General features: G+C 70.1%; 25 protein-coding genes. 13 read left to right on the forward strand and 12 right to left on the reverse strand.

Annotated features, from left to right (window positions below; genetic code table 11):
* Window positions 1-173 precede the first annotated feature (173 nt).
* From cas6e to ACZ59A_RS25640, 4 genes are all read left to right on the forward strand, one after another.
* Window positions 174-950: a type I-E CRISPR-associated protein Cas6/Cse3/CasE gene (cas6e, locus tag ACZ59A_RS25625; protein ID WP_470963134.1), complete on the forward strand. Its 777-nt coding sequence runs from the start codon at window positions 174-176 to the stop codon at window positions 948-950.
* A 1,121-nt stretch (window positions 951-2,071) separates the two neighbouring features.
* On the forward strand, window positions 2,072-2,713 hold the full coding sequence (locus ACZ59A_RS25630; RefSeq protein WP_470962538.1) for a pyridoxal-phosphate dependent enzyme: 642 nt from the start codon (window positions 2,072-2,074) through the stop codon (window positions 2,711-2,713).
* Window positions 2,700-3,344, forward strand: a complete 645-nt coding sequence (locus ACZ59A_RS25635; protein ID WP_470962541.1) for a pyridoxal-phosphate dependent enzyme — start codon at window positions 2,700-2,702, stop codon at window positions 3,342-3,344. The genes ACZ59A_RS25630 and ACZ59A_RS25635 overlap by 14 nt, the downstream gene beginning before the upstream one ends.
* A gap of 246 nt (window positions 3,345-3,590) precedes the next feature.
* Window positions 3,591-4,637: a tetratricopeptide repeat protein gene (locus tag ACZ59A_RS25640; RefSeq protein ID WP_470962544.1), complete on the forward strand. Its 1,047-nt coding sequence runs from the start codon at window positions 3,591-3,593 to the stop codon at window positions 4,635-4,637.
* Between the two features lie 56 nt (window positions 4,638-4,693).
* On the opposite strand, the gene ACZ59A_RS25645 is transcribed toward ACZ59A_RS25640, so the two are convergent.
* The 3 genes from ACZ59A_RS25645 to ACZ59A_RS25655 form a co-directional block, all read right to left on the reverse strand.
* Entirely contained in the window at window positions 4,694-5,203 is a 510-nt protein-coding gene (locus ACZ59A_RS25645; protein WP_470962547.1) for a polysaccharide deacetylase family protein, read from the reverse strand.
* A 59-nt stretch (window positions 5,204-5,262) separates the two neighbouring features.
* Window positions 5,263-5,685, reverse strand: a complete 423-nt coding sequence (locus ACZ59A_RS25650) for a PPOX class F420-dependent oxidoreductase (RefSeq protein WP_470962550.1) — start codon at window positions 5,683-5,685, stop codon at window positions 5,263-5,265.
* A gap of 148 nt (window positions 5,686-5,833) precedes the next feature.
* On the reverse strand, window positions 5,834-6,832 hold the full coding sequence (locus ACZ59A_RS25655) for a helix-turn-helix transcriptional regulator (RefSeq protein ID WP_470962553.1): 999 nt from the start codon (window positions 6,830-6,832) through the stop codon (window positions 5,834-5,836).
* Window positions 6,833-6,956: 124 nt separating this feature from the next.
* Between ACZ59A_RS25655 and ACZ59A_RS25660 the strand changes: the two genes are divergently transcribed.
* Both ACZ59A_RS25660 and ACZ59A_RS25665 read left to right on the forward strand, forming a co-directional pair.
* Window positions 6,957-7,331: a nuclear transport factor 2 family protein gene (locus ACZ59A_RS25660; RefSeq protein WP_470962556.1), complete on the forward strand. Its 375-nt coding sequence runs from the start codon at window positions 6,957-6,959 to the stop codon at window positions 7,329-7,331.
* Window positions 7,312-7,527, forward strand: coding sequence for a hypothetical protein (locus ACZ59A_RS25665; RefSeq protein WP_470962559.1), 216 nt, complete (start codon window positions 7,312-7,314; stop codon window positions 7,525-7,527). Before ACZ59A_RS25660 ends, ACZ59A_RS25665 begins: the two co-directional genes overlap by 20 nt.
* Before the next feature lie 138 nt (window positions 7,528-7,665).
* Here the strand turns inward: ACZ59A_RS25665 and ACZ59A_RS25670 are convergent, their stop codons facing one another.
* On the reverse strand, window positions 7,666-8,136 hold the full coding sequence (locus tag ACZ59A_RS25670; RefSeq protein ID WP_470963137.1) for a DIP1984 family protein: 471 nt from the start codon (window positions 8,134-8,136) through the stop codon (window positions 7,666-7,668).
* A gap of 159 nt (window positions 8,137-8,295) precedes the next feature.
* On the opposite strand from ACZ59A_RS25670, the gene ACZ59A_RS25675 reads away from it, so the two are divergent.
* On the forward strand, window positions 8,296-8,844 hold the full coding sequence (locus ACZ59A_RS25675; RefSeq protein ID WP_470962562.1) for a DinB family protein: 549 nt from the start codon (window positions 8,296-8,298) through the stop codon (window positions 8,842-8,844).
* On the opposite strand, the gene ACZ59A_RS25680 is transcribed toward ACZ59A_RS25675, so the two are convergent.
* From ACZ59A_RS25680 to ACZ59A_RS25690, 3 genes are all read right to left on the reverse strand, one after another.
* Window positions 8,796-9,509 (reverse strand): DUF998 domain-containing protein, encoded by a 714-nt coding sequence (locus tag ACZ59A_RS25680; RefSeq protein ID WP_470962565.1) that lies wholly within the window; start codon window positions 9,507-9,509, stop codon window positions 8,796-8,798. The two genes, ACZ59A_RS25675 and ACZ59A_RS25680, sit on opposite strands and share 49 nt — an antisense overlap.
* Window positions 9,510-9,610: 101 nt before the next feature.
* Window positions 9,611-10,192, reverse strand: a complete 582-nt coding sequence (locus tag ACZ59A_RS25685) for a P-loop nucleotide/nucleoside kinase family protein (RefSeq protein WP_470962568.1) — start codon at window positions 10,190-10,192, stop codon at window positions 9,611-9,613.
* Between the two features lie 124 nt (window positions 10,193-10,316).
* Window positions 10,317-11,486, reverse strand: coding sequence for an abortive phage infection protein (locus tag ACZ59A_RS25690; protein WP_470962571.1), 1,170 nt, complete (start codon window positions 11,484-11,486; stop codon window positions 10,317-10,319).
* 231 nt (window positions 11,487-11,717) lie between these two features.
* On the opposite strand from ACZ59A_RS25690, the gene ACZ59A_RS25695 reads away from it, so the two are divergent.
* Both ACZ59A_RS25695 and ACZ59A_RS25700 read left to right on the forward strand, forming a co-directional pair.
* The gene (locus ACZ59A_RS25695) at window positions 11,718-12,980 is read left to right on the forward strand and encodes a sensor histidine kinase (protein WP_470962574.1); all 1,263 of its coding nucleotides are present in this window, start codon (window positions 11,718-11,720) and stop codon (window positions 12,978-12,980) included.
* 4 nt (window positions 12,981-12,984) lie between these two features.
* On the forward strand, window positions 12,985-13,638 hold the full coding sequence (locus ACZ59A_RS25700) for a response regulator (protein WP_470962577.1): 654 nt from the start codon (window positions 12,985-12,987) through the stop codon (window positions 13,636-13,638).
* A gap of 14 nt (window positions 13,639-13,652) precedes the next feature.
* Here the strand turns inward: ACZ59A_RS25700 and ACZ59A_RS25705 are convergent, their stop codons facing one another.
* From ACZ59A_RS25705 to ACZ59A_RS25725, 5 genes are all read right to left on the reverse strand, one after another.
* Entirely contained in the window at window positions 13,653-14,075 is a 423-nt protein-coding gene (locus ACZ59A_RS25705) for a spore-associated protein A (RefSeq protein ID WP_470962580.1), read from the reverse strand.
* Between the two features lie 181 nt (window positions 14,076-14,256).
* A complete protein-coding gene (locus ACZ59A_RS25710) occupies window positions 14,257-16,896 on the reverse strand; it encodes a SpoIIE family protein phosphatase (RefSeq protein WP_470963140.1) in 2,640 nt (879 codons plus the stop codon).
* 251 nt (window positions 16,897-17,147) lie between these two features.
* Window positions 17,148-18,233 (reverse strand): ABC transporter substrate-binding protein, encoded by a 1,086-nt coding sequence (locus ACZ59A_RS25715; RefSeq protein WP_470962583.1) that lies wholly within the window; start codon window positions 18,231-18,233, stop codon window positions 17,148-17,150.
* A 247-nt stretch (window positions 18,234-18,480) separates the two neighbouring features.
* Entirely contained in the window at window positions 18,481-20,727 is a 2,247-nt protein-coding gene (locus tag ACZ59A_RS25720) for a family 2 encapsulin nanocompartment cargo protein terpene cyclase (RefSeq protein ID WP_470962586.1), read from the reverse strand.
* Between the two features lie 152 nt (window positions 20,728-20,879).
* Window positions 20,880-22,292, reverse strand: a complete 1,413-nt coding sequence (locus tag ACZ59A_RS25725; protein ID WP_470963143.1) for a family 2B encapsulin nanocompartment shell protein — start codon at window positions 22,290-22,292, stop codon at window positions 20,880-20,882.
* A gap of 384 nt (window positions 22,293-22,676) precedes the next feature.
* Here ACZ59A_RS25725 and ACZ59A_RS25730 point away from each other — a divergent pair, with 384 nt between their 5' ends.
* The 4 genes from ACZ59A_RS25730 to ACZ59A_RS25745 all read left to right on the forward strand — a co-directional run bounded on the left by ACZ59A_RS25730 (window position 22,677) and on the right by ACZ59A_RS25745 (window position 24,887).
* Window positions 22,677-23,609: a LysR family transcriptional regulator gene (locus ACZ59A_RS25730; protein ID WP_470962589.1), complete on the forward strand. Its 933-nt coding sequence runs from the start codon at window positions 22,677-22,679 to the stop codon at window positions 23,607-23,609.
* A 135-nt stretch (window positions 23,610-23,744) separates the two neighbouring features.
* A complete protein-coding gene (locus tag ACZ59A_RS25735) occupies window positions 23,745-24,137 on the forward strand; it encodes a hypothetical protein (RefSeq protein WP_470962592.1) in 393 nt (130 codons plus the stop codon).
* Window positions 24,138-24,161: 24 nt separating this feature from the next.
* Window positions 24,162-24,569 carry a tautomerase family protein gene (locus ACZ59A_RS25740; protein WP_470962595.1) on the forward strand — a complete coding sequence of 136 codons (408 nt, stop codon included), beginning with the start codon at window positions 24,162-24,164 and terminating at the stop codon, window positions 24,567-24,569.
* A gap of 90 nt (window positions 24,570-24,659) precedes the next feature.
* Window positions 24,660-24,887, forward strand: a complete 228-nt coding sequence (locus ACZ59A_RS25745; RefSeq protein WP_470962599.1) for a hexameric tyrosine-coordinated heme protein — start codon at window positions 24,660-24,662, stop codon at window positions 24,885-24,887.
* Window positions 24,888-24,939: the final 52 nt, after the last annotated feature.

Raw genomic sequence — 24,939 nt, forward strand, 5'->3', positions numbered from 1 at the left:
TTCGCCTTCGAGGTGGCGCAAGGTGTGCAAGGGTTTCGCTACCCCACGGCGACCTCTTCCACCTCTTCGATCCGGTGCTGACCCCGCCGCAGGCCGCCCGCTGTGCCCGGCGCGCATCCACCGGTCGAGGCCGCCGGACATGATCCCTTCGCCCTGTTGGGCTGGTGACCACCATGACCTACCTCTCCCGGATCCGCATCAACCCGCTCCGCGCCGAAAGCCGTCGGCTGCTGGCCAACCCGCGTGCCATGCACGCCGCCGTCGCAGGCGGGATACCCGGAGGTCCCGACGGCGAGCGCATCCTGTGGCGGCTCGACGACGACAACCCGCACCGGCCGCACTTGCTCGTTCTCTCGCAGTCCAAGCCCGACTGGACCCACATCGTCGAGCAGGCGGGCTGGCCCGATGCCGGGGGCGAACACGCGGCCGTTCGTGACTACGCGCCCCTGCTCGGCCAGATCGCCCATGGCCGGGAGTTCGCGTTCCGCCTCACGGCCAGCCCCGTTCAGAACACACAGACACCGGTCAAGCTCACTCCGGCCCAGGCCGCCCGCATCGCAGACGACGCGGACCGTAAGCGCACCCGCGGCTTCAGGCTCGGTCAGCGCACTGCCGCGGCACAGCTCGACTGGTTGCTGACCCGTACCGAACGATGGGGCTTCGACATCCCCACGTCCCGCACCGACACCCCCGCCCCCGCCCAGCCGCCTGCCGCCAGCACAGCTCAGGAACCGGCGCGCGAGGTCCGTATCACCGCCCGTCGCCGCCACTCCTTCGTGAAGAACGGCAAAGGCCCCCGCGTCACCTTCCACAGCGTCACCTTCGAGGGCTGCCTCCGCATCACCGACGCGGCCGCCTTCACCGCCCGGCTCCTGGCGGGGATCGGACCGTCGAAGGCATACGGCTGCGGCCTGCTCACCCTTGCCCCGCTCCCCGGAGGAAAGCGCTGAACCATGGCCGACGTCCGGTGGAAGGCCGACCCGCACCCAACCGTCAACGAGTCGAGGCTCTCTTCACCCTGACGAGGACACAATTCGACCTGCCCGACCGCTGGCGGCCTGTCGACAGCCCGCCGACGACGATGACCAAGAGCGGAGGACGGAAACCCGTACGCTGCGGCGTACGCTGTTGTCACCCTGCTGTGGAGCCGACCCGGCCAGCCACATCAGACGCCCTGCGCCTGCGGGGATGGCCCCGGCCTGGTAGGTGCGTGCCTGTACATTTCACGCAGTCGGCCCCGCGTACGCGGGGGAATTGCTCGCGGTCACCAGAGCCGCCCGGGTCACCATGTGCCGGGCGGCCCTTCTCCATGCCCGCTCCAAGGCCATTGGTGACGCCTGGCAAACCTTGTCGTTCATATGGCGTGCGGCTGTCGCTCAGGAGTGAGCTGAACAGGGGAGGATTCGAGATGGAGGATGATGAATGGCCCAAGCGCCCATGGCGTGATCCTGCGTGGTGGCTGGTAGCGATCGCGGCTCTCGGATTGATTCATCAGATGATGGTGAACATATTTCGGTAGCCCCCGTTCCGAACACCGACGGCGACCCCCGCCCGCTTCCCAGCGCATTTACTGCTCATTACCGAGCCGGTTTCCCGTGCCGCCTTGACGCTCATCCAGGATCGGAAGACCGGATCCCTGGTCTGCCTCTTCGCCACCGAACACCCCGGCCCTCTGCCCGGCCATCGAACCGACATCGGCGGCGATGGCCCGTGCGGCGATGAGGGTCCGCGACCCTTTCCGTAGCCCTTGGGGAGCGGAACGCGTACGGCGGCTTCGGCTCAGGCCGGGTACCGGCCGCCGAGCGCCCGGGTGACCTGTTCGGAGTGCTCGCGGCGTCGGTGCGTTCCCCGATCGCGATGCACACCCGCTGGGTGCCCTTGGACCGGAAGAAGAAGCACGTGGTCTCGCCGGTACGATCGCGGAGATCCTTCAGGGCCGGGTTGACCACCTGCAGGATATCGAGGTCCTTGTCCCAGGACGAGCAGCGGTGCCTGCTTCGACCCTTCGTTCGCCACGGTGGCGGATTTTGCCCGGGCTGCCATGGGCCCCACGATACGACAGGAGAAACGGGTGACTGACGACAGCGGGACCAGCGGCGTAGCCGCATCGGATGTGATCGCGGCCGCACGACGGTGTGCGGAGGTGATCCGGCCGAGCCCCCTGCACCGCAGCGAGCGGCTGTCCGCGCGGTACGGGCTCGACGTGTGGCTCAAGCGCGAGGACCAGCAGGCCGTACGGTCGTACAAGGCGCGCGGCGCCTACAACCTCATCGCCCAGCTGTCCGCGGAGGAACGTAACCGTGGCGTGGTCTGCGCGAGCGCGGGCAACCACGGCCAGGGTGTCGCACTGGCCTGCGCCTCCCTGGGCGTGCCCGCCCGGGTGTATCTGCCGAGGACGACACCCCGGCAGAAGCGGGACCGCGTACGGACACTCGGCGGCGAGCACGTCCAGATGGTGGTGGAGGGCGACACCTATGACGATGCGGCCGCCGCGGCACTGGCCTACGCCCGTGCTTCCGGGGCCACCCTCGTCCCCGCCTTCGACGACCCGCGCACCATCGCGGGGCAGGGCACGGTGATCAGGGAAGCCGTCGAGCAACTCGGCCGCGCTCCGGACGCGGTGATCGTCCCCGTGGGCGGTGGCGGCCTGCTCGCGGGCACCCTCGCGTGGCTCGGCGAGGACACACCCGACCGTCCAGGTGATCGGGGCTGAACCCGAGGGCGCCGCGAGTATGGCGGCGGCGCTGGCCGCGGGAGCTCCCGCGACGTTGTCGGAGATCGACCCCTTCGCCGACGGCGCGGCCGTACGCACGGTCGGCCGTCACACCTACGAGGTCGTCGCACGGCAGCCGCACCCGCCGCACATGCTCACGGTGCCGGAAGGCCGGGTCTGCGTGGAGATGCTCGACCTCTACCAGTCCGACGGCATCATCAGCGAACCGGCGGGTGCCCTGGCCTCCGCCGCGCTCGACCGCGACCCGGGCCTGGCGCCCGGTGCGACGGTCGTGTGCGTCGTCTCGGGCGGCAACAACGACGTGAGCAGGTACGCCGAGATCGTCGAACGGGCCCTGCTCTTCGAGGGACGCAAGCACTACTTCCTGGTCGAGTTCCCGCAGGAACCAGGCGCACTGCGACGATTCCTCGACCTCGTGCTGGGGCCGGACGACGACATCACACTCTTCGAGTACGTGAAGCGGAACAACCGCGAGACGGGCCCCGCGCTGGTGGGCATCGAACTGGGCGCGCCCGACGGCCTCGAACCGCTGCTGGACCGCATGGAAAAGGTCCCGCACCGTATCGAGCGTGTCCCGCCGGACAGCCCGCTCTTCACGTTCCTGACCTGACACCGCGGTCGGCTGGGGCACCACCCGCCCAGGTGGTGCTGCCTCCGTTGGCGCCGTCCTGTTCGGCGTCGGCCACATCCAGAACCGGAACAACCTCTTCGGGTCGGATCGCGTCTTGATCGGCAGCGGACGCGTGGCGGCCACCTGTGAGAGGGCCGTTTCCACCCTGCTATGCATCTCATGTATAGACGTGGTGTATAGCAGATGGCGCGCGTTTCCGCCTGGACCACAGACGGAAAGGCATCCATGTACGGCAAGGCTTTCGCCCCGGAGTATCAGGGCTCCCTCACCACCCTGTCCGTGAACTCTTCGCTGGTCGACGTACTGGCCGCGGGCACCGAACAGTTGAGGGAAGCCAAGCGGAGCGGCTCCCCGCGCGAAGCGGCCCACTCGGGTCTGGCGGTGGCCGAGGCCCACCGCAGGCTGGGGCAGGTGACGGATGCCGACCGCGAGTGGAAAGCCAGCTATCGCGCGGCCCGTGCGGCGGGGGACGCCGGGGCGATGGCGTGGGCGTTGTGGAGCGGCGGCACACTCGCCCGGCAGCGGGGCGCACTGGCGCTGGCCCGGCGCCTGCTCGCGGCCGCGGCCGAACTCGGCGAACGTGGCGGGGACATCCTCGCCCGAGGCTACTCGCTCGCCGGTCTGGCGGAGACGGGCCGTATCCAGGGGGATTACGAGGCCGTGGGCGCGCTGCACGAACAACTCCTCGCCGAGGCGAGGGAGCGCGGCGAGGCACGGCACACCGTATGGGCGCTGGAGGGCATCGCCCAGATGCATCGCAACACGGGGTCGTACGACACGGCGCACGCCATGTTCGAGGAGGCCGCGGCGATAGCCGCGCAGGCGGACGATCGGCGCGGACACGCCTGGGCCCTGCGGGGCCTGGCCGACATCATCTCCGTACGCGACGGGGACGCGGACCGTGCGCTGGACCTGCTCTCCGAGGCGGAAGTGACGTGTCGCGAGATGAACCTGGTCAGCGCGCTGGCCTACAACCACAAGATGCGCGGCAATGTGCTCTACCGCGCGGGCCGCTACACGGCGGCACGTGACGTCTACCAGCAGGCACTGACCGAGTTCCGCGCCATGAGCGAGCCGCGCGGCGAAGCCCTCGCCAGGCTGGGGCACATCAAGGCCCAGGCGCGGTTGGGCCGCGACCGGGCCCGGACAGCCGCCGACCTGACCGAACTGGCCGGTGTGCTGGACCGGATCGGACTGCGGCACGCCCGCCGGATGGTGGACCGTGCACGGACGGAGCTCGGCATCACGGAAGGCGACGAGGGACGACGCTGACCGGGTCTGCGCGCGGACGGCGGGACGAGCCCGCTCCTCACCCTCGGAACCGGTACTCACTTCCGGGGTACGGCGGGGTGGGTCGCGAGGTAGTGGTCGGCGATGTCATCACTCGTGCAGAGCCACACCTCCGGTGTCGAGGCGATCGTCCGCAGCACCCGCGCCAGGTATTTGGCGCGGTACGGCTGCCCGGTGATGAACGTGTGCAACGGCAGGGCCATCACCCGGCCGGTGGCGGCCGAGTCCTCGAGCAGTTGCTCGAACTGGTCGAGGACGACCCGCTCGTAGTCGGGCCCGGACAGCCCGGGGTTCGTGGTGAACATCAGGAAGTCGTTGACGTCGAGGGAGTAGGGCACCGACAGCATGCCCGGAATGTTCAGCGGGAACGGCTGATCGTCGCAGCACCAGTCGAGGAGGTAGCGGATTCCGCCTTCGGCGAGCAGCCGCGGGGTCGCGGGCGTCTCGGTGTGTCCCGGACCCAGCCAGCCCTTCGGGCGGGCCGGGAGCGAGGCGTCGAGCGTCGCGAACATCCCCTTGAGGTACTGCTCCTCCTCCCTCGGGGCCATCCCGGTCTGAAAGACCGAGTTGATGTGAAGGTCAACAGGAGAGATGCGCTGACCCGAAGTTACGTGGAGGCCTGGTCGCTGTCCTTCAGCGCACCCCAGCCGTGCCATCGCTCGACCTCGATCCAGGCGCTGGTCCGGGCGCGGGCCCGGTCCGGGTAGGGCCCGCCGATGTAGTGGTGGGCGATGCGGTCGATGTCGGCCAGACCCTCGTCCTCGCGCGTCTCGACGACCTGGCCGATGAGCGTGACGTGCGTGTACCAGTCGTCCTTGTCCAGGACGGTGAGGGTCACCCGCGGATCGTTGCGCAGATGCTTCAGCCGTACGCGGCCATCGTCCAGGTTGATCAGTACGCGGCCGTCCTCCCACACGTACCAGGTGGGGGTGGACACGGGCGTGCCGTCCGAGCGCACGGTGGCCATGACCGCCGGATTGGGGCGGCGCAGCAGCTCGACGGCCTCGGGCGGCAGCGGCGGCTTGGACATGAGAACTCCTTGCTGACGGTTGGCTGGGCGGGCCGTAAGAGTTGGCGGGCCCCGCGTTGCCCGGATGCTACGTGACCGGGCGCGCCCCAGCCCAAGAGATGCAGCAGGAGTCACTGCGAGGTGGCGGAGCCGCGCCCGCTCGTCCCGGTCACGCGGCCGGAGGCGGGGTGTAGCGGGCGGCGGTCGCCGCGCCCCTGCGGGCCAGGGACTGGCGGAGCTCGTCGGGGGCCAGGACTTCGACGTCGGGGCCGAACGCCAGGAGCATCTCGGCGGCTACGAGTGCGCGGAAGCGCAGTTCGACCCGCGTCCAGCCCGGCTCACGCTCCGGCTCGGGCGGGGAGCCGGCCGGGGCGGATGCGGCGAGGTCGGGTTCGTGGATACGCAGGAACTTGGCCAGGATCTCGTCACGGACGCGCACGGTGACGGCGAGCGGGGCGGGGATGTCGTCGATGCGGCGGCGCAGGGTGTCCCACACCTCGGCCAGCTTCAAGCCGTCGCGGCGTTGGACGGGCTCGTCGAGGACGGTGGCGGATGTGGCGCGGTCGGTGCGGAACAGCCGGGGTTCACCGTCGTGGTCGGCGACCAGGTACCAGACACCGGCCTTATTCACCAGGCCGTAGGGGTCGAGGGTGTAGGCGCGCAGCCGGTTGTCGCGGCCATGGCGGTAGCGCAGACGCAGGCGCCGATCGGTGAAGACGGCCGCCTGGAAGGCGGCCAGGTCGGTGGCGGGCTGCTCGGGACCGGGCGTGCCGCGCCAGCGGACGGGGTCGATCAGGATGCGGCGGCTGACCAGGTCGGCATCGGGGCGGTGCGGGGCGGGCAGGGCGGCCATGACCTTGCGCAGCGCGGAGCCGAGCGCCGCTCCCAGACCGAGGTCGGCATGGGCCGGGCCCGAGAGCAGCACGAACAGGGCGCGCGCCTCATCAGCGGTCAGCCCGGTGACGTCGGTGCGGAAGCCCGGCAGCAGGGCGATCCCGCCCTGGGGGCCGCGGACGGTGTAGACGGGCACGCCCGCCGCGGACAGGGCCTCCACATCCCGCATGACCGTGCGCACCGAGACCTCCAGGCGCTCGGCCAGGTCGGAGGCGGGCAACTGCTGGTGGGTCTGCAGCAGCAGCATGATCGAGAGCAGGCGGTCGGACTTCATGGTTCCAAAAGTTCCTCACATATATGTCCAAAGGTGTCATATATGGCGAGGAGGATGCCTTCATCGGGTCGCCGACGGGGCGGCCGGACGCACTGGAGTAACCAACCAGGAAAGGTGTATCCCCATGACGGACACCACCGGATCCGCCCAGCAGATCGCCAGGGCGTACACCGAGGCGTGGATGAACAAGGACATCGACAAGGCGCTCGGCTACGTCGCCGACGACGCCGTCTGCAAGGCCCCGAACGGCACCTTTGAGGGCAAGGACGGCTTCCGGACGTTCATCGGCCCCTTCGCCGACTCGCTGAACGGCGCCAGCCTCATCGACGTCCTGGGCGACGACACCAACGCCGCCGCCGTCTACACCCTCGACGCGCCTTTCGCGAGCGACTTCCCCGGCATGGACTATCTCACCGTCAAGGACGGCCTGATCACCCAGGTGCTCAGCCACTTCGACCTGTCCCCGATGATCCAGGCCGGTGGCGACCCCCAGCACTGACCACCCTCTGGCGGCGGTCCGTCTGGCCGCCGCCACCGGCCACTTCGGCCGCCTGGCCAGAGACGAACAACTTGAGCGCGGCATGCCCGCCGACCAGACCTGCGATGTGGAAAGCCCCGACCCCGCCCTTGCCGCCTCGGATCTGCACGTGGTGATGTGCTGTGCGTTGTGCACCTTTACCTGTACGCGGTACTGAGCTGCACTGTTGATGGGGAGTCGAACCCCCGCGTTGCTCTTCACGCGCCAGGAGTGGGCTGGAAAACCGCCAACCCTCGGTGTGTGCACGCCTCCGAAGCAGTTACCTGCTCCACATCGTCCCAGCTTGCTGGACCACTCAGTCCAGCAGATCGACCTCCCAGTTCGTACGCTGGATCCGCACGTCGACCTCTCGGATCTCCCGGGCGAGTACATCCGCCTGACCGCGCAGTTCCGCGACCGGGAGCGCGGAAAGCATCATCAGCTCGGACCGAAGCTGCCGGCCGTATCCCCGCTCGCCCTTGCCCGCTGCTGCGTCCGCCGCTGCGGTGACCACGGAGTGACGCAACCGCAGGACATCTCGGCGTGCGAGGGCATCGGTGAGCGTGCCGTCCGGACCCATCTCCACGGCGGCATTGGTCCGGTTGATCCGCCGGATCAACGTTTCCAGAGCGTCCAGCACCGTACCGGCCTCGGCCAACAGCTGAGCTGCGTCCTCGGCGGGCGTCTCGCCTTCCTGGTACCGCGCACTGCTGACGACGCGCGCTCGCAGCTGTTCTACACGGCGCGTCGCCTCCGCACGTTCTGCCAGTGCCTCAGCAAGCTTCACTGTCTCCACCTCCCCCTCCATGAGCTCGCACGAGTATAGGAGTGCGAACCAGCTCATACGCATCTGGATTTTGATCCGGATCATGGCGAGGGTGGCGCTTCCTGAGCGATGTCAGTGGTGCCTGTCAGACTCGGCCATCTCCGGCCAGGAAGGCAGACGATGACCGACACAGCCGCCCCCAAGCACTACGCACCCAGGTGGAACAACGACACCCGCCCCGCCCCGCCCGCCGTCGGTGGCGAAAGGGAGACCCTGCGCGCGGTCCTGGATTGGCACCGGGCAACCTTCGAGCTCAAATGCGCCGACCTCACGCCGGAGCAGCTCTCTGAACGGGCGGTGCCGCCGTCCGGCCTGTCCTTGCATGGCATGGTGCGGCATCTGGCCGCTGTCGAGCGTTGGTGGTTCCGCATCCAGTTCGTCGGCGAGAACGTTCCGATGCTCTACTACTCCGACGATGACCCCGACCAGGACTTCGACAGCCTGGAAGGTGACGTCGAGGAAGCCTTCGCCGTCTGGCGGACGGAGTGCGAGCACTCCAGGCAGATCACAGCCGCTGCCGCATCGCTGGATGAAACAGGGATCCGCAAGAGGACCGGCGAGCCGATCTCACTGCGAAGGATCATGGTGGACATGATTGCTGAGTACGCACGTCACAACGGTCACGCCGATCTTCTGCGCGAATGTATCGACGGTTCAACCGGGATGTGACCCGGCAATGTCACGGACCTGCCCGCGTCGTGCCTACGGGTTGCCTGATCGAACAGGCCACGGGCGCCGACGGCCAGCGTCCACATCAGGAGAGGGAACGCCGCGACCCGCTCCATGCCTCCCATGCCCAGTCCCAGGTAGTGGTGGGAGAAGAAGAGCCCCAAGGCGATGATCGCCGTGATTCCCAGGAGGCTGGTGGCCCACCGCAGTAGCCTCGGAACATGGTCCGACAAGCCAACTCCCGCCAGCAGAAGGCCGATGTTGCCCGTTCCCATGATGAGCAGGGCACCCAGGACGTGCGCGTTCTCGTGGACGTCCGCAGGCGCCAGCCCGGCGAGTGCAAATCCCAGACCGGCACCAGCCAGTAGACACCGAGCCACGGTGGCGGTCGCGCCTCGGCGCCACATGGGACCAGTCAGGGCGGCACCGAGGACGAGCAGCGTTCCCAGGGCGATGAACGAGACATTCATCAGGCCGTGTTCGGGTGAACAGATATACCGTGGCTCGGGCTCCTGCTGCATGGCGCAATAAGCGTTGCCTAAGTCACTGATGTTGTTCCGCGCCCAACTGTACGGTCTCGACCAGGCTGATTCTGAGATCCCGTGGATCACAAAGAACTGCACCACACCCGCGAGCCATGCGGAATAACCGATCCGGGCCTTCACCTGCCCGCCTCCTGTCGCACGATTTCCGTACGAGCCAGCGGATCATGCGGCTCCAGCCGCAGGCACTCCAGTGAGCCCCCGAAAGGGGGGTGGGGCAGACCCTACGAATCGCCATCAGTCCCGGCCGGTGCGGTGGTCGCTCGGATGAAGGAGGCGATGTCACCCAGCTGAGGGATGTAGTCGTGGGAGGTGTCCACCGTGAGGGTGGGGAGATCGAGGGAGATCGGGACGAAGGACTCCAGGGAGTGTTCTCCCGCGGCGATGGCGTCCAGCAGGTCGCGGTCGGCATGCGCGGTCCGGTGGGCGCTTTCCCGCGCGCGTAGGACGATGCGCTCGTGGGCGACGGTGGCGGGAGTTGTGCACCGGATGACACGGATCTGCGCGAGGCTGGCGAGTGGTTCCAGGTTCGGCCGCCACAGCCGGTCCTGGAAGGCGGCCTCGGCGACGACTGTCACCCCTGCTTCGAGCAGCAGTTTCAGCATGCCGAAGAACGCTTCCAGGGTCGGGTGGTTGAGCGGATCGTCCCCTCCGCCTCGGTATCCGGGGGTGGAGAGGGCCATGCCCTGCTTGATCTCATCGCGGATGACCGCGGGACATCCGAGTTCCCGGGCGAGTTCGTGCGCGAGGGTCGTCTTTCCGGTGCCGGGCCCGCCGCTCACGACGGCCAGGGTCGGTGATGTCATGGCGCTCTCTCGCGTTCCTCGGTCAGTGGTCGGGGCGTAACGCCGCGGCGGTCTTGGCGAGCCGGAAGGCGACAAAGCCGGGCTCGCGGGACAGTTTGCCGTATTCGGGGGCGGGCTCACGGACCTACCAGGGGTTCCGCCGCCGGCGGGCGTACTCGCCGGCCAGGGCTTTGAACGATTGCTTGGGCTCCCAGTGCCAGGGCGATTCCGGATCCGCCGGACGGTCCCGGATCACCTTCACCAAGCCGTAGCAGGCCATGTCCAGATCGAGCCGCCGCTCGCGGCGGTGTGGGGCGTCGGGCGTGACGAAGGTGTAGGCCATGGCCGCGTACAGGTTCATCGACTCGAACACGTCGAGCACGTCGGTCAGGTACGCGGCCTGCGTGCGCTCGCTGCGCACCAGCCCCTTCTTCACCCGCGGTGGCGTCGTGGTGTAGTCGACGACGTTCCAGGCCATGCCGCCCAGGCGCGGCGCACCCTCGAAGGCGCAGGAGCCGAACTCGGTGATCGCGAGCGGCTTGCCGTGACGCTGGTACGCGCGCAGTTCGCGGATGTGTCCGGCGCGGTTCGGAAACCAGCCGTAGTAGTCGAGGCACACCAGGTCGAACAGGTCCCAGTCCACGTCCTCGTCCTGCGCGGCCCCGTACGACAGGGGCCCGTGGAAGACCGAACGGCCGACGGCGGCGGCCCGCGCGCTGAACCGGCGCAGCCGCCGGGCCGTCTCGACCGGGTCGTAGGCGCCCTTGAGCAGGTTGTCGATCCGTTCGGTAGCGGTGGCGCCGGGCACGATCCCGGGAACGAACAGCAGGAACTCACAGCCCACGTTCAGATGGACCCGGACTCCCTGGCGGCGCAGTTGTTCGGCGAAGCGTCCGGTCTCCGCGAGGTGGTCGAGGATGTCGCGGCCGGGCGCATCACCGAGCGTCGGCTCCAGCCATACGTGCAGCCCGCTCTCGGCCGCCTCGGCCGCGGTGCGGGTGAGGCGTTCGACGCCGTCGCCAGTGATCTTCACCGTGTCCGCGTGCAGGTCGTGGCGGATCGCCCGCAGATCGGCCCGGGTGCGATCCGCGTTCCACGCCGTGGCGGACGTTTCACCCTCGCCGACTTCGTAGACGACGCCGCGGTAGCGCACCCCGCCCGGCCCCGTGTCCCGCGACCGCCGCCGAGGGGCCGGGGTGTGGCTGACGTGGTGTCGCCCCGCCGCGGCGGCGTGCCCGGCGGGGAGTGCCGTTCCGGCGGCGACGGCCCCCGCGAGCTGGAGGAAGCGCGCCCTGCTGACCTGGGTGGTGCCCATGGTGTCTCTCCCGTCTTCCGGAGGGAGCTCCGGATGGAGCCAGCCTGAAGGGCTGCCGGAGCCGGGACCATTCGCCGATGGTCCGGCGTGAGGCGGACAGCGGGCCCGCGGTTCTCGTGCCGCGCTCGCCGGAAGTGGCGGGCGGGGCGCCGTATGCCTCTGCCAGGTGGCCGAGGCGGTCCGGCCGATGGGCCGATGTGCTGCCCTCGGTGGTCCGCCTACCCTCCTGCCATGACCGACGGCCTCGACCCCGCCCACCCGGCGGACCTCGCCCTCCCGGCCGGGCACGCCGGGCACGCCGGGCGCGCTCGGCGCACCTTGCGCGACTGGGCGGTGGACGCGGCGCTCTTCTGCGCGGCCATCCTCCTCGGCATGGTCGTGCTGGGTGTGGTGAAGGAGCAGGGGGATCTGCCGGGGTGGGCGGCGGAACCGGACGCGCTGCTGGGGCTCGTGGCCTGCGTCGCGCTGTGGTGGCGGCGCGGCCACCCGCTCGTCGTGGCCCTGATCGGGCTGCCCGCGGTGGCGCTGGCGACCAGCGCGCTGCCCGCGGGCGCGGTGATCGTCACCAACGTCGCGCTCCGTCTCCGCTGGCGGCGGGCGCTGCTGATGCTCGGCGCGTACGCGCTGTTCATGGTGCCCTCCGGCCTGCTGCTGTCGGGGACGGCCGAGGACCTGTGGTTCGACGCGGCGTTCTCGCTGGCCTACCTTCTGGCCGCCTTCGCCTGGGGCCACGCTCTGCGTTCCCGGCGGCTCCTCGTGGAGCGGCTGCGCGCGGACGCCGCGCGGGCCCTGGCCGAACACGAGCGCAGGCTCGCCGACGCCCGCCGCGGCGAACGCCAGGCCATCGCCCGGGAGATGCACGACGTGCTGGCGCACCGCGTCTCCCTCCTCTCCGTGCACGCGGGCGCACTCGCCTACCGCACCCGGCAGGCGGAGGCGGGCGCCGGTCCCGCGCTCGACAGCGCGGAGGTCGCCGAGAGCGCCGAGGTGATCCAGGGCAACGCGCACGAGGCCGTACAAGAGCTTCAGGAGGTACTGCGCCTGCTGCACACGGAGGGCGGCGGCGAGCCGGTGTCGCTGCTGCCACGGATCGAGGACATCGACGGTCTCGTCGCGGACGCCCGTGCCACGGGTCAGTCGGTGGACTTCCGCACCGAGCTGACCGCCGACGCGGTGCGCGAGTTGCGGTCCCAACTGCACCGGACCGTCTACCGCGTGGCCCAGGAGGGCCTGACCAACGCCCGCAAGCACGCGCCCGGCGCCCGCGTCGGCGTGACGCTGTCCGGAGGCCCGGGCGACGGCCTCACGGTGGAGGTGCACAACGCGCTGCCCGCCGTCCCCGTCGCTCTCACCGCCGACGACGCGATCCCGGGTACCGGCACCGGTCTCACCGGACTCGCCGAACGCGTCCGGCTCGACGGCGGCACCCTCGGCCACTCCGCCGCCGACGGCGGCTTCACGCTGCGCGCCCGGCTACCGTGGCCCGCGAGGTGACGCCATGATCCGAGTGCTGCTGGCCGACGACGACCCCCTGGTGCGGACGGGGCTGAAGATGATGCTGCGCGGTGCGGACGGCATGGAGGTCGTCGGGGAGGCGGCCGACGGCGCCCAAGTGGCCGCCGCCGTCCGCGAACACGAGCCCGACGTGGTCCTCATGGACATCCGGATGCCGGTCATGGACGGCCTCGCCGCCACCCGGGCCCTCACCCGGCCCGGCGCCCCGTCCCCGCGGGTGATCGTGCTGACCACCTTCGACGAGCACCGACTCGTACTGGAGGCGATGCGCTCCGGCGCCGCCGGATACCTCGTCAAGCACACGGCGCCCGAGGACATCGTGGAGGCGGTACGGCGGGCCGCCCGCGGCGAGCCCGCCCTGTCGCCGTCCGCCGCGCGCGCCCTCATCGAACACGCGGCGGCGGAACCGGACGACAGGGCCGAACGCGCCCGGCAGCGGCTCGCGTTGCTCACCGCACGGGAGCGCGAGGTGGGCGAGGCGGTCGCCGAAGGCTTGTCCAACACAGAGATCGGCGTCCGCCTGCACCTTTCCGTCGGCACGGTCAAGGCCCACCTCTCCAGCGCCCTGGCCAAACTGGGCATGGACAACCGCGTCCAGCTCGCCCTGCTCACCCACGACGCCCGCCCGCGGACCTGACGGTCGTAGGCGGATCAGCCGCAGTGACCGGTGCCCTTCGTGGAATACGTGGTGATGCCGCCTTCCCAGGTGACGCATTCTCCGGGGGCGTGAAGGTAGACGGGCCCGGCGTAGGTCGTGAACTGGCCGCTGTCGGTCGCCTTCCCCTCCTTCACCGAGCTGAGCGAGGCGAACATGTACACCGGCGACCCGGCGTGGGCGCGAACGGTGACCACGCAGTTGTCGCCGGTCGTCTTGTTGTACGTCAGGAACGTGGTGCCCAGGTTCTCCATGTCGGCGGAGTCGATGACCTTGTGGCCGGCCCCACAGGCTCCGTTGTACTGCGCGACCGGGCCGACCGACTCCGCCGCGGACGCGGGCCCGGCAAGGGCGAGGGTGCTGCCGCCGACGACGATGGCGATGGCGGTGACGGCGGCTGTGCGACGTGCGAGCTTCATGGGGTTCCCCTCGTTCGTATGGTCCGTACGTGCGTGTCCGGCAGCGCGGCCGAACCGCTCGACCGGCGCCAGTCGCACGTGTGGTGAGACCCGATGGCCTCGGGGTTGGTTGTGGCCTCACCGCGTCACAGTTCTGTCACCGCACGGCCCATGCGGCCGGGCCGGCTGAAGCGACGGCGGCTCACCAGGCCGCGTCCGCCCATTGGTCCAGCAGGTCGTCGGCTGGTACTCCGTCGGGATCGCTCGCCGGGCTCCGGGCGGACTGTTCGGTCCAGATCACTTTGCCCCGGGCCACGTAGCGGGTGCCCCAGCGCTGTGCGAACTGGGCGACGAGGAACAGTCCGCGTCCGCCTTCGTCGGTGGTGGCGGCCCGGCGCAGGTGTGGTGAGGTGCTGCTGCCGTCGGCGACCTCGCAGATCAGGCTGTCGCGGTCGTGCACCATCCGCAGCCGGATCGGTTCGAATCCGTAGCGGATGGCGTTGGTGACCAACTCGCTGATGATCAACTCGGTGGCGGAGGCCAGCTCTCCCAGTCCCCAGGCCCCCAGTCGGTGGATGGCCTCCGCCCGGATACCGGCGACGGCCGCGGGATCGTTCGGCACGTCCCACTCGGCCACGTGGGACGGGTCCAGGAGGCGGGTGCGGGCGACGAGGAGCGCGATGTCGTCGCTCGACTGGGCGGGGAGCACCGCGTCGAGGACGTCCTGACAGGTCTCCTCCGGTGTCCGGTCCGGGTGCGCGAGGGCGTGGCGCAGTGCCTCGAGGCCGGTGTCGATGCCCCGCTCCCGGTCCTCGACCAGGCCGTCCGTGAAAAGGACCAGCCGGGAGCCCTCGGGGAGGGTGAATTCGGCTGTCTCGAAGGGCAGTCCGCCGCCGAGACCGAGCGGCGGCGAACCGGGCACCTGAAGGTATTCCACGGTGCCGTCGGGGTGCACCAGGGCCGGTTCGAGATGCCCGGACCGCGCCAGTGAGCACGTCCCGCACGCCGGGTCGTAGATCGCGTAGAGACATGTGGCTCCCGAGACGCTCTCGGCGTCCCGTTCGACGTTCTCGTCGCCGTCGATCCGCGCGACCAGCTCGTCCAGGTGTCCGAGGAGCTCGTCCGGGGGCAGGTCCAGGGCGGAGAAGTTGTGCACCGCCGTGCGCAGCTGGCCCATGGTGGCCGCGGCGTGGAGGCCGTGCCCCACCACGTCGCCGACCACCAGGGCGGCCCGGGCGCCGGGCAGGGGGATGACATCGAACCAGTCGCCGCCCACGCCCTCCAGAGCGGGCAGGTAGCGGTGGGCGACCTCCACGGCGGAGTGGGCGGGCAGGGAGCTGGGCAGCAGGCTGCGCTGGAGTGTCTCGGCCAAGGCGTGCTCGCGTGTGTAGCGGCGGGCGTTGTCGACGGCCACCGCGGCCCGGGCGGCCAGCTCCTCGGCGAAGGCCACGTCCTCCCCGTCGAAGGGAACGGCACCCGAGCGCCAGAAGCTCGCCATCCCCAGCATCGCCCCCCGGGCCTGGAGCGGCACGGTGATCAGGGAGTGGAAGCCGAGGTCCAGCAGGCGCCGGGCGCGCTCGGGGTCCTGGTCGGCCAGCCAGCCGCCGGGGGCGGTCAGATCGGTGTCCAGGACCGCATGGCCCCGCTCGGCACCGAGGGCCACGGGTGAGGTGGGGGCGAAGCGGATCAGCTCTCCCGTCGGATAGAGCGACAGGGCACTGTCGACGCCGTGTACCGCCACCCGGCGCATCTCGGGGTGGGGAGCGGGCGGCACGGCACCCTGCAGGATCGGGTCCAGCAGATCGACCGTCGCGGCTTCGGCGAACCGGGGGACCGCCACCTCGGCCAGTTCTTGCGCGGTGCGCACCACGTCCAGCGTGGTTCCGATGCGTACCCCCGCCTCGTACAGCAGCCCCAGACGCCCCCGTGCCACCTCCGCACGGCCCGTCAGTGCGCGTAGTTCTGTCGTGTCGCGCAGCGTGACCACGCTGCCGACAGGGCGGTTGTCGGGGCCGACCGGCCGGATGTTGACCGCCAGCAGCCGGTCGCCGGCCAGGTGCACCACGTCGGTGACCGCCCGGGCCGAGCCCAGCAGCTCGGCGGTGTCCGCCGCCAGGCCGAGATCGGTGACATGCCGCGACTCGGCGTCCGCGGGCAGGTCCAGCAGCCGCCGTGCCTCGTCGTTGGCGAGCAGCAGCCGGGCGTCACCGCCGATGATCAGTACGCCTTCCCGTACCGCGTGCAGCACCGCGTCGTGGTGCTCGTACATCCGGGTCATCTCGGACGGATCCAGGCCGCGGGTCTGCCGCCGCAGCCGCCAGGAGACCAGCGCCGTCCCGACCGCTGCCACCGCGAGGGCACCCCCGGCGAACCCGAGCAGCTGCGGCAGCTGGGCCTGCACCACGGAGTCCACGCTGGCGACGGTGACCCCGACCGACACGAAGCCGACGATGGTGGTCTTGTTGGTGTCGTAGGCGGGAACCGTCGTGTCCACGGCAAGGCCCAGGCTGCCCTCGAACGTCTTGGTGAAGGGCCGGTCGGCGGCGGCGCCCTCGCGATGGGCGAAGATGTGCTTCCCGATCAGCCTCGGGTCGGGGTGGGTCCAGCGGAAGCCCTGAGGGTCGAAGGCGACCACGTAGTCGACTCCGGTGTGCTTCCGGGTGTCCTCCGCGCGCGGCTGAAGCAGCTTGGTGGGATCACGGGACTTCATGGCGTCCACCGTGCCCGGGGACCGCGCGAAGGACTGGGCCACGCCCATCGACAGCTGCCGGGCCTCCTGCATGCTCGAGTTCCGGGCCTGCACCACGAGAGCCGCTCCTGCGGCGGCGGCGAACAGCACCATGATCACCAGCTGGAGCAGAAACACCCGGCCGGCGACGCTGCGTACCCTCGGCAGGACCCTCCGGCGCCTCCCCGGGGGCCGGCTGCCGGGCTCCGGTCGCGGGCCGGGCTCCTCGAACCGCCGCGAGGCCGACCGAGGCCGCCCCGCGCGGTGTGCGTGGGACCGGAAGGCCGGGAGCCGACCAAGATGCCTGGCCATAGATCTCTTTATCATACAGATCTATATGCGAGCATATTGCGCAATTCGGTCGGTCAGTCGCGTGCCCACTCCTGCCAGCGCCTGGTCACGGAGTCCTGGTTCTTGAGCCACCACTCGACGTCCAGGTCGAAGCCCGACAGCAGGTGCCCAGGGGTGCTCGCCAGGTTCACCGCCGTGGCCTCGGTGAGATATCCGTAGGCGGCGGGCACCACGGGTGCGTCGGGGTAGATCCGTGCCATGTGGGCCTGCACCTCGGGGCGCAGCGCGAAATCGATGAGCCGATAGGCGCCGTCGGGGTTCGCGGAGCCCTTGGGGATTCCGTAGCCGTTGCTCTGTCTGCGAGCGCCGTTCCACTCGTAGGCGAGCGGAGACCCGCGCTCGATCAGACCCTGGAGGCGACCGGCCCACGAGCTGGAGGCCGTGACCCTGCCGTGATCCAGCAGTCGGCCCGGCTCCGCGCCGCCTTCCCAGAATGTCCGCACGGAGCTCTTGATCTCATCGAGGACCTTGAAAGCACGGTTCACATGGAGCGGGTAAAGCCTGTCGAGCGGCACACCGTCGGCGAGCAGGGCGAACTCCAGCTCCGGCCAGTCCACCGTGCCCTGCAGCGCCCGGCCGCCCGGGAAGGCGTCGACGTCCCAGAAATCCGCCCACGACTCGGGCTTCCTCCGGCCGAAGGCGTCGGTGCGATAGGCGAGGACGCTGGCCCAGTAGCTCTTGCCCACGCCATTGGGGGTGAGCAGGGACTCGGCGATTCCGGCGTTTTTGGCGTTCTTCAGCCGGCCGTAGTCCAGTTCCTCGGAGGCGTCCTCGTGCTCGAAGCGCACCAGATTGGACATGTCGATGTCCATCACGTCGAACCGCGGACGGCCTTCCTTGATCTGGGCAAGCATCTGGGTGTTCTCGAAATTCACCACCTTGATCCGGACGCCGGTTTCCTTGGTGAACGGGTCGTAGACGGCCTTGCGGCTCGCCGCGCCATAGGAGCCACCGAAGTTGCGGACGACGAGCGTTTTGCTGCTCTTGGTGGCGCTCCGGCCGCCGCTCTCGCACCCGGTGAGCGCTGCGGCGGATGCGCCGACCGCGATCGAGCCGACTCCGCCCAGGAACGCCCTGCGGTCGATTCCGACGTCTCCCACCGGCTGCCTCCGTCGTGTCTTCAGCGCCGCTGACCAGGCCCGTTCCTGTGTGGCGCTGCCTGGAGTGCGGCATCGCCCGGGGTCAGGCGTTCTGCGCGGAGCCTTGGTCCGTGCTTACCGGGCAAATTATCCCTTTACGGATATGGCGGAGGTGAAGCTCTTCGATTGTGGTGGACCGGGTGTCGCCGCGATGACGCCGCCCGCGGGGGCCCACCGGCTCGCCGGGGAGCAGGGAAACGCCGGGGCGTTACCGCCGTCGCGTGAGCCGGGGGAGGTGGGCGGCCGAGGTTCCCGGACCCGTGGGGATGTCGAGGCGGCGGTGCGGACGCCCGGGGAGGTCGCGGCGCAGGTCGTCCTCCTCGTAGCGGCGGCAGCCCTGGTGCCAGGTGAGGATGCCCGACAGCCAGTTCTCCAGCTCGCGCACGTAGCCGTCCAGGATGCGGCGGGCGTCCGGACCCAGCTTGAAGTCGTCGTAGACGACGGGGAGTTCGTGCTGCGCGACATGCTGGAACTGACGCATCCGGGAGGTCATCAGGTCGTGGACGATGCCGAGGGCGGCCGGGTAGTCGCAGTTGAAGAAGTTCTGGACGACCAGGACACCGTTGTGCACCTCGCCCTCGTACTCGATCTCCTTCTGGTAGGAGAAGACGTCGTTGAGGAGGCAGGCGTAGTCGGCGGCGGCCTTCTCCAACGAGCGCAGCGGGCCGCTGCGGTAGATCTCGGGTGGGACCTGCTGCCCGTGGCCCAGTCGGCACAGGCTCATGGTGAGGTCGGAGCCGAAGGTCATCCGGCGCATCTCGATGTAGTCGACGGGGTCGGGGATACGGTTCTGGGCCTGGTTGGCCAGTTCCCACAGCCAGCTGGAGGTCATGTCCTCGATGGCCGTACGGAAGGTGCGGCGGGCCTGCGGGGTCATCGGGCCGGCGGTGCGGGTCCAGAGGTCGGCCAAGCCGCGCTCCAGCGCGTTGGCGGGGGTGGGCGGCGCGGAGCCGTCCACCGGCATGAAGGACGAGAGCCGCTGGTTGGCGGCCTTCGCCCCGGTCAGGTCCCGGGTGTGGCCGAAGACGACGGGGAAGTAGTCGTCCCCGTACGTGCCCCAGGTCAGCCAGCCGGAAGTGATGTCGAGCTGCTCGGGAGTGGCGTCGGGGTGGATGCCGGCCGCGCACAGGGGGAAGTCGAAACCGGCGAGCTTGCGCTCGGTCCAGATGTGTGAGCCGGGGATGCCGGGCTGGGTTTCGAGCATGCCCATGCGGCGTCCCCACTCGACCACGTGCCGCCGGGCGCCGTCCAGGTGCGGACTGAGCCGGGTGGTGAAGGGCATGAAGAAGTCGGGCAGTCGCGAGGGCCCGACGCGCTGATGCGGGACATGGGTGAAGCTCCGCGACCGGCCGGCCTCGGCCCGGCGGGTGGTCGTCAGCCCGATCCGCGCCGCCGAGGTGCCCAGCCCGCTCGGCAGGAGCGAGAACCCGCCGAGTCCCGACGGGGCCGCACTTCCCTCCGCCCCGCTCCCGTTCATGTAGCGGCTGGACCGCATGTGCCACTCGTGGCCGCCCGACTGCCAGTCCTGCAGCCCCTTGACGTAGGCGAGGACGGCCGCGCACTGGTCCGGGTTCAGGCCGGTCTCGGCGAAGAGCGGGGGGAGCTCGGCGAAGACGGTGTTCTCGAACTGCTGAAGGCGGGAGGTGAGCAGGTCGTTGACGGCGTCGGCGGCCTCCTGTGTGGCGCAGCCGAGGAAGGTCTCCAGGACCAGCACGCCGTTGCTGTTCTCTCCTTCCTCCTCGACCTCGCGCTGGTACGAGAAGAGGTCGTTCCGCAGGTGCACGGCGTCGGAGAAGCTGTCCCGCAGCACCTGCAACGGGCGTGACGCGGCGACCGGCGCGGGCACCTCGGCCCCGATCGCGTACTCGACGAGCCCCGCCGACCAGGGGGCACCGCCGACCTTGCGGCGCATCTCGATGTACTCGACGGGGTTGGGAACGCGGTGGGCGTTGATGTTCGACAGCTCCCACAACGACTCGTTGAGGAGGTTCTCGGTGCTCTCCGCGAACCGCGCCCGCCAGTTGGCCGACATGCTCGGCACCGTACGGGCCCACAGGTCGGCCAGACCGGCCTCGACCGGGTTCGTCGGCTCGGGGACGGCCGCGGCCGGGTCGGTCGGCATGAAGAGCGGCAGCCGGTCCAGGTACGCCTTGGCGCCCTCCCGGTCGTTCGTGTACTTGAATTCCTCAAGGAAGTGGTCGTCGAAGAAGAAGACCCACACGTACCAGTCGGTCACCAGGGAAAGGGCCGGGCCGGGCGCGTCAGGGTGGGTGTACGCGCACAGCAGGGCGTAGTCGTGCGCGTCGAGGTCCCGCTCCTCCCAGACCCCCGAGCCTTCGAGCATGCCCATCTCCCGGGCCCACCGCTTCGAATGCTGCCGCGCTTCCTCCAGATGAGGGTTCAGGCGCGCGGGGTGCGGCATGTAGAAGTCCGGCAGTTCAAAAGGCTGTGTCACGGGTGCCCGGCCCTTTCCTGAATGCGAAGCGTGCGGTCAAGCCGTGTCCGGCGGATCACGCCGGGGCGGGTGCGGGGCGCGCGTGTCGCGTTGCCGGTCGCGCGGTTACCGGCGCCCCTCGGGGGCGCGCGCCCTGACCCGCCTGGCACTCTCTAGTTCTCGTAGTGGCCGATCTCGACGTCTTCGAGGATGCCGAGCGCGTCCGGGACGAGTACCGCCGCGGAGTAGTACGTACTGACCAGGTAGGAGATGATCGCCTTCTCGTCGATGCTCATGAAGCGGGCGTTGAGGCCGGGCTCGATCTCGTCGGGGATGCCTGTCTGGTGGAGGCCGACGACGCCCTGGTCCTCCTCGCCCGTGCGCATGGCCAGGATGGAGCTGGTGCCCGCGGGGCTGACCGGGAGCTTGTTGCAGGGCAGGATCGGGATGCCACGCCAGGCCGGCACCTGGTGGCCCTCCAGCTCCACGCCCTGCGGGTAGAGCCCGCGCTTGTTGCACTCCCGGCCGAAGGCCGCGATCGCCTTCGGGTGAGCAAGCAGGAACTGGGTCTTGCGCCGCCGCGAGATCAGCTCATCGAGGTCGTCGGGAGTGGGCGGGCCACTGTGCGTACGGATGCGCTGCTTCAGGTCCGCGTTGTGGAGGAGGCCGAAGTCACGGTTGTTGACCAGTTCGTGTTCCTGGCGCTCGCGCAGCGCCTCGACCGTGAGGCGGAGCTGCTGCTCCACCTGGTTCATGGGGTCGTTGTAGAGGTCGGCGACGCGGCTGTGCACGCGGAGCACGGTCTGGGCGACGCTCAGCTCGTACTCGCGGGGGCTGAGCTCGTAGTCGACGAAGGTGCCCGGCAGGGTCCACTCGCCCTCGTGGCCGGAGGCCAGGTCGATGGCGGCCTCTCCCTGCTTGTTCTGCGGCGGCCGCGCGGCGGAGCGAAGCGCCTCCAGATGCGTGCGCAGTCCTTCCGAGCGGCCCTGGATCTCCTCGAACGCCGCCCGCGACAGGCTCAGGACGGTGCACGTCGTCACCGCGCGCACGGTGAACTCCCACTCGGCGGCCGAGCCGGTCAGCAGCCCCTCGCCGACGTAGTCGCCGTCCGCGAGCACACCGAGGACGGTCGGGTCGCCGTACTTGCCGGTGCCCAGCTTGTTGCCCTTGCCGTGCGCGATGAGAACGACCTCGTCGGCCGGGCGGCCCGACTCCACGATGGTCTCGCCGGCGGCCACCTCCCGCTGCTCGAACCGCTCCGCCAGCGCGCCCAGCGTCTGCTCGTCCGTGAAGTCCCGCAGCGGCGGCAGCTCACGCAGCTCGGTGGGGATGACCCGGACGTCCGTGCCGGTGGCGACGAACTCGACCCGGCCGTCGCCGAGGGTGTGCGTGAGCCGGCGGTTCACCCGGTACGTACCTCCGGAGACCTGCACCCACGGCAGCAGGCGCAGCAGCCATCGCGAGGAGAGTCCCTGCATCTGCGGAGGAGTCTTGGTCGTACTGGCCAGATTCCGCGCGGCGGCGGTGGCCAGGCTCAGCTGCGGCTGTCGGCCGTCCTGGCCTGCAGGGGGCGGGTCGAGCGGCATAGACATATAGGCGCCATCCATCCATGAGAGCGGGAGAGGGAAACGAAAGCGACGGCCGGTCGCGACTGTCGGGGCGCGGAAGTTGATCTTCGCCCGTATCGGACCCTAACACTCCGTTCCTGGGGTCAACGAGGGCCGCCGGATGGGAAGTTTTCGGTGGATGGGCCCCAATTTCGTTCTGTAGAAGGCCGGTTGTGGCCGTGCGGTCGGTGTGGCTGGTCGGATGGCAGGAACTGTCGGTGGCGCTCCCACGGGCCGTTGGTCCGCAACCCGGCCGAGATCGCCTTCAGCGGGCCCGGGACGATCGACGCCAGGCCGCGTGCGCGGGGAGGGAAATGCCGGTTACGCTGCATTCATGTGTCCCAGGCATAGTGTGAGGCAGCGGTGACGGCCTCCGGCCACGCGGGCGCGTCCGGCATCGAGCTGCGGCACCTGCGGGCGTTCGCCGCGGTGGCCCGGCACCGCTCGTTCACCCGGGCCGCCGAGGAGCTGCTGATCACGCAGCCCGCCCTCAGCCGCACCGTCGCCCAGCTGGAGGCGGGCCTCGGGGTGCGCCTGCTCGACCGCTCGTCGCGCGGCGTCGCACTCACCGATACGGGCGCCGAATTCCTGGTCCACGCCGAGCGCACCCTCGCCGCGTTCGATATGGCCGTGGCCGCGGCGCGCCGTGAGTCCGTAGTACGGCTCGGTTTCAGCTGGCTGCTGCCCGACCCTTGGGCGCAGCGTGCCATCGCAGGCTTCGAGCGCGACACCGACGCGCGGGTCGAACTCGTGCGCTGCGACGACCCGCTGGACGCCCTCGACCGCCAGGCCGTAGACGTAGCCCTGGTACGCGGGGGCAGACCGGTCGGCGCCACCGTGCGGACGGTGGACCTGTACGACGAGCAGCGCGTCTCCGTCCACGCCCGCGAAGAACACCCGGGCGACGGAGTATCCCGCGGTCATCCCCCGGAGGCTGTGGCCGACGCTCTGCGCTGGCAGGACGCCCCCGAGTGGACCCTCGTCGTCAACACCGTCAGCGGCACGACCGGCGCCTGGTGCTGGCCGCACGGGGACGGACCACGGCGCTACGTCGAGACCGCGAACTTCGACGAGTGGATCGAATCGGTGGCCACGGGGCGCGGCATCGGCATCGTCCCCGAGGTCGCCGAACGCCGCATCCACCACCCCGCGCTGCGCTTCCTGCCGGTGACCGGCGCGCCGCCCAGCCCGGTCCGCCTCGCCTACCGCCCGGACACGGGGTCCGCACTGCTGCGCCGCTTCCTGGACGCGGCCCTGGTCGCGGCCGCGACCTGCATCGATGCAGGTGAGGCATAGCTTCAGCCGGAGCGGCATTTCCGCTTACCGGCACGGTCTCCCTACGTTCGACGGCGGAGGGACATGGAGCCGCCGGACCCCCCGGCGCCCCAGCACGGCTCCCTCCTACTGCCCCGACCAAGGAGCCCCGGCACGATGGGATCGCCTTCCCTCCTTCTCTTTCGTCACGACGGCTCGGCCATGGTGGTGGGCGGCCCCATGACCGATCTCGACCTCGGCGGACTGCGCATCGTCTCCGCCCCGACCTCCGACGCCCCGGGCTCGTACGGCTATCTGACCAGGGCCGAAGGCCCGGCGGTCACCGAGGACCGGTTCGCGGACACCGACCTGGTCCTGGTCAGCCACGACAACCACGCGGACAACGTCGACGACCGCGGCCGCGCCTTCGCCCCGGCCGAGCAGAACGTCACCGAGATCGCCCGCCGCACCCGCCGACATCGCCACCATCAAGCACGCCTTCGACGACGCGGGCCTCACACCCGCCACAGCCATCGCCGACTACGGCACGTGGCTCCCCTCAGGCCCTGACGTCCACGCCCCAAGGAGCCCACCATGCCCCTCGTACGCATCGATCTGATCCGCGGCCGCGACCCCGAGGCCATCAAGGCCATCGCCGACGCCGTCCAGCAGTCCCTCATCGACGTCCTGAAGATCCCCGAGCGCGACCGCTTCCAGATCATCACCCAGCACGACCCGGACGAGATCATCGCCGAGGACGCCGGACTCGGCTTCCAGCGCACCCCCGGCGGCACCGTCGTCGTCCACATCTTCACCCAGCGCGGCCGCGGCACCGAGGACAAGCAGCACCTCTACAGGACGCTCGCCGCGCAGCTCGCCGAAGTCGGTGTCGACGGCAAGGACCTGTTCATCAGCTACTTCGAGAACGGCCCCGACGACTGGTCGTTCGCCGACGGCCGTGCCCAGTACGTCGAGGGCGACCTTCCCGTCCCCGGACGCTGACCGCGCCCCCCACGCCGCCCGCGGTGGCATCGCCACCCCCACCATGGCCGAACGGCCGCAACCACCGTTCCCACCTGCCGGAGCATCGTCATGGAACTTGTTCCCAACAACTCCCTCAAGACCGCCACTCCCCAGGAGGGCCGCGATCTGGCCCTCAAGATGGCCCGTCTCGTCATCAAGGCGCCTCAGCCCGACGCCGAGGTCCGCACCCGACTGAGACCCGAATACGCGGAGAACTCCGGCTCCCTCATCGCCATAGGCCAGGTGGTTGCCACAGAGTTCGCCACCATCGCCGCCGCCAACGACTACTGGCGCTGATCCATCCGCGGCTGGAGAAGGCGTGCTTCCGTCGCGCGACGGTCGGCCAGCT

This window comes from Streptomyces sp. NPDC040405 (assembly GCF_055595765.1).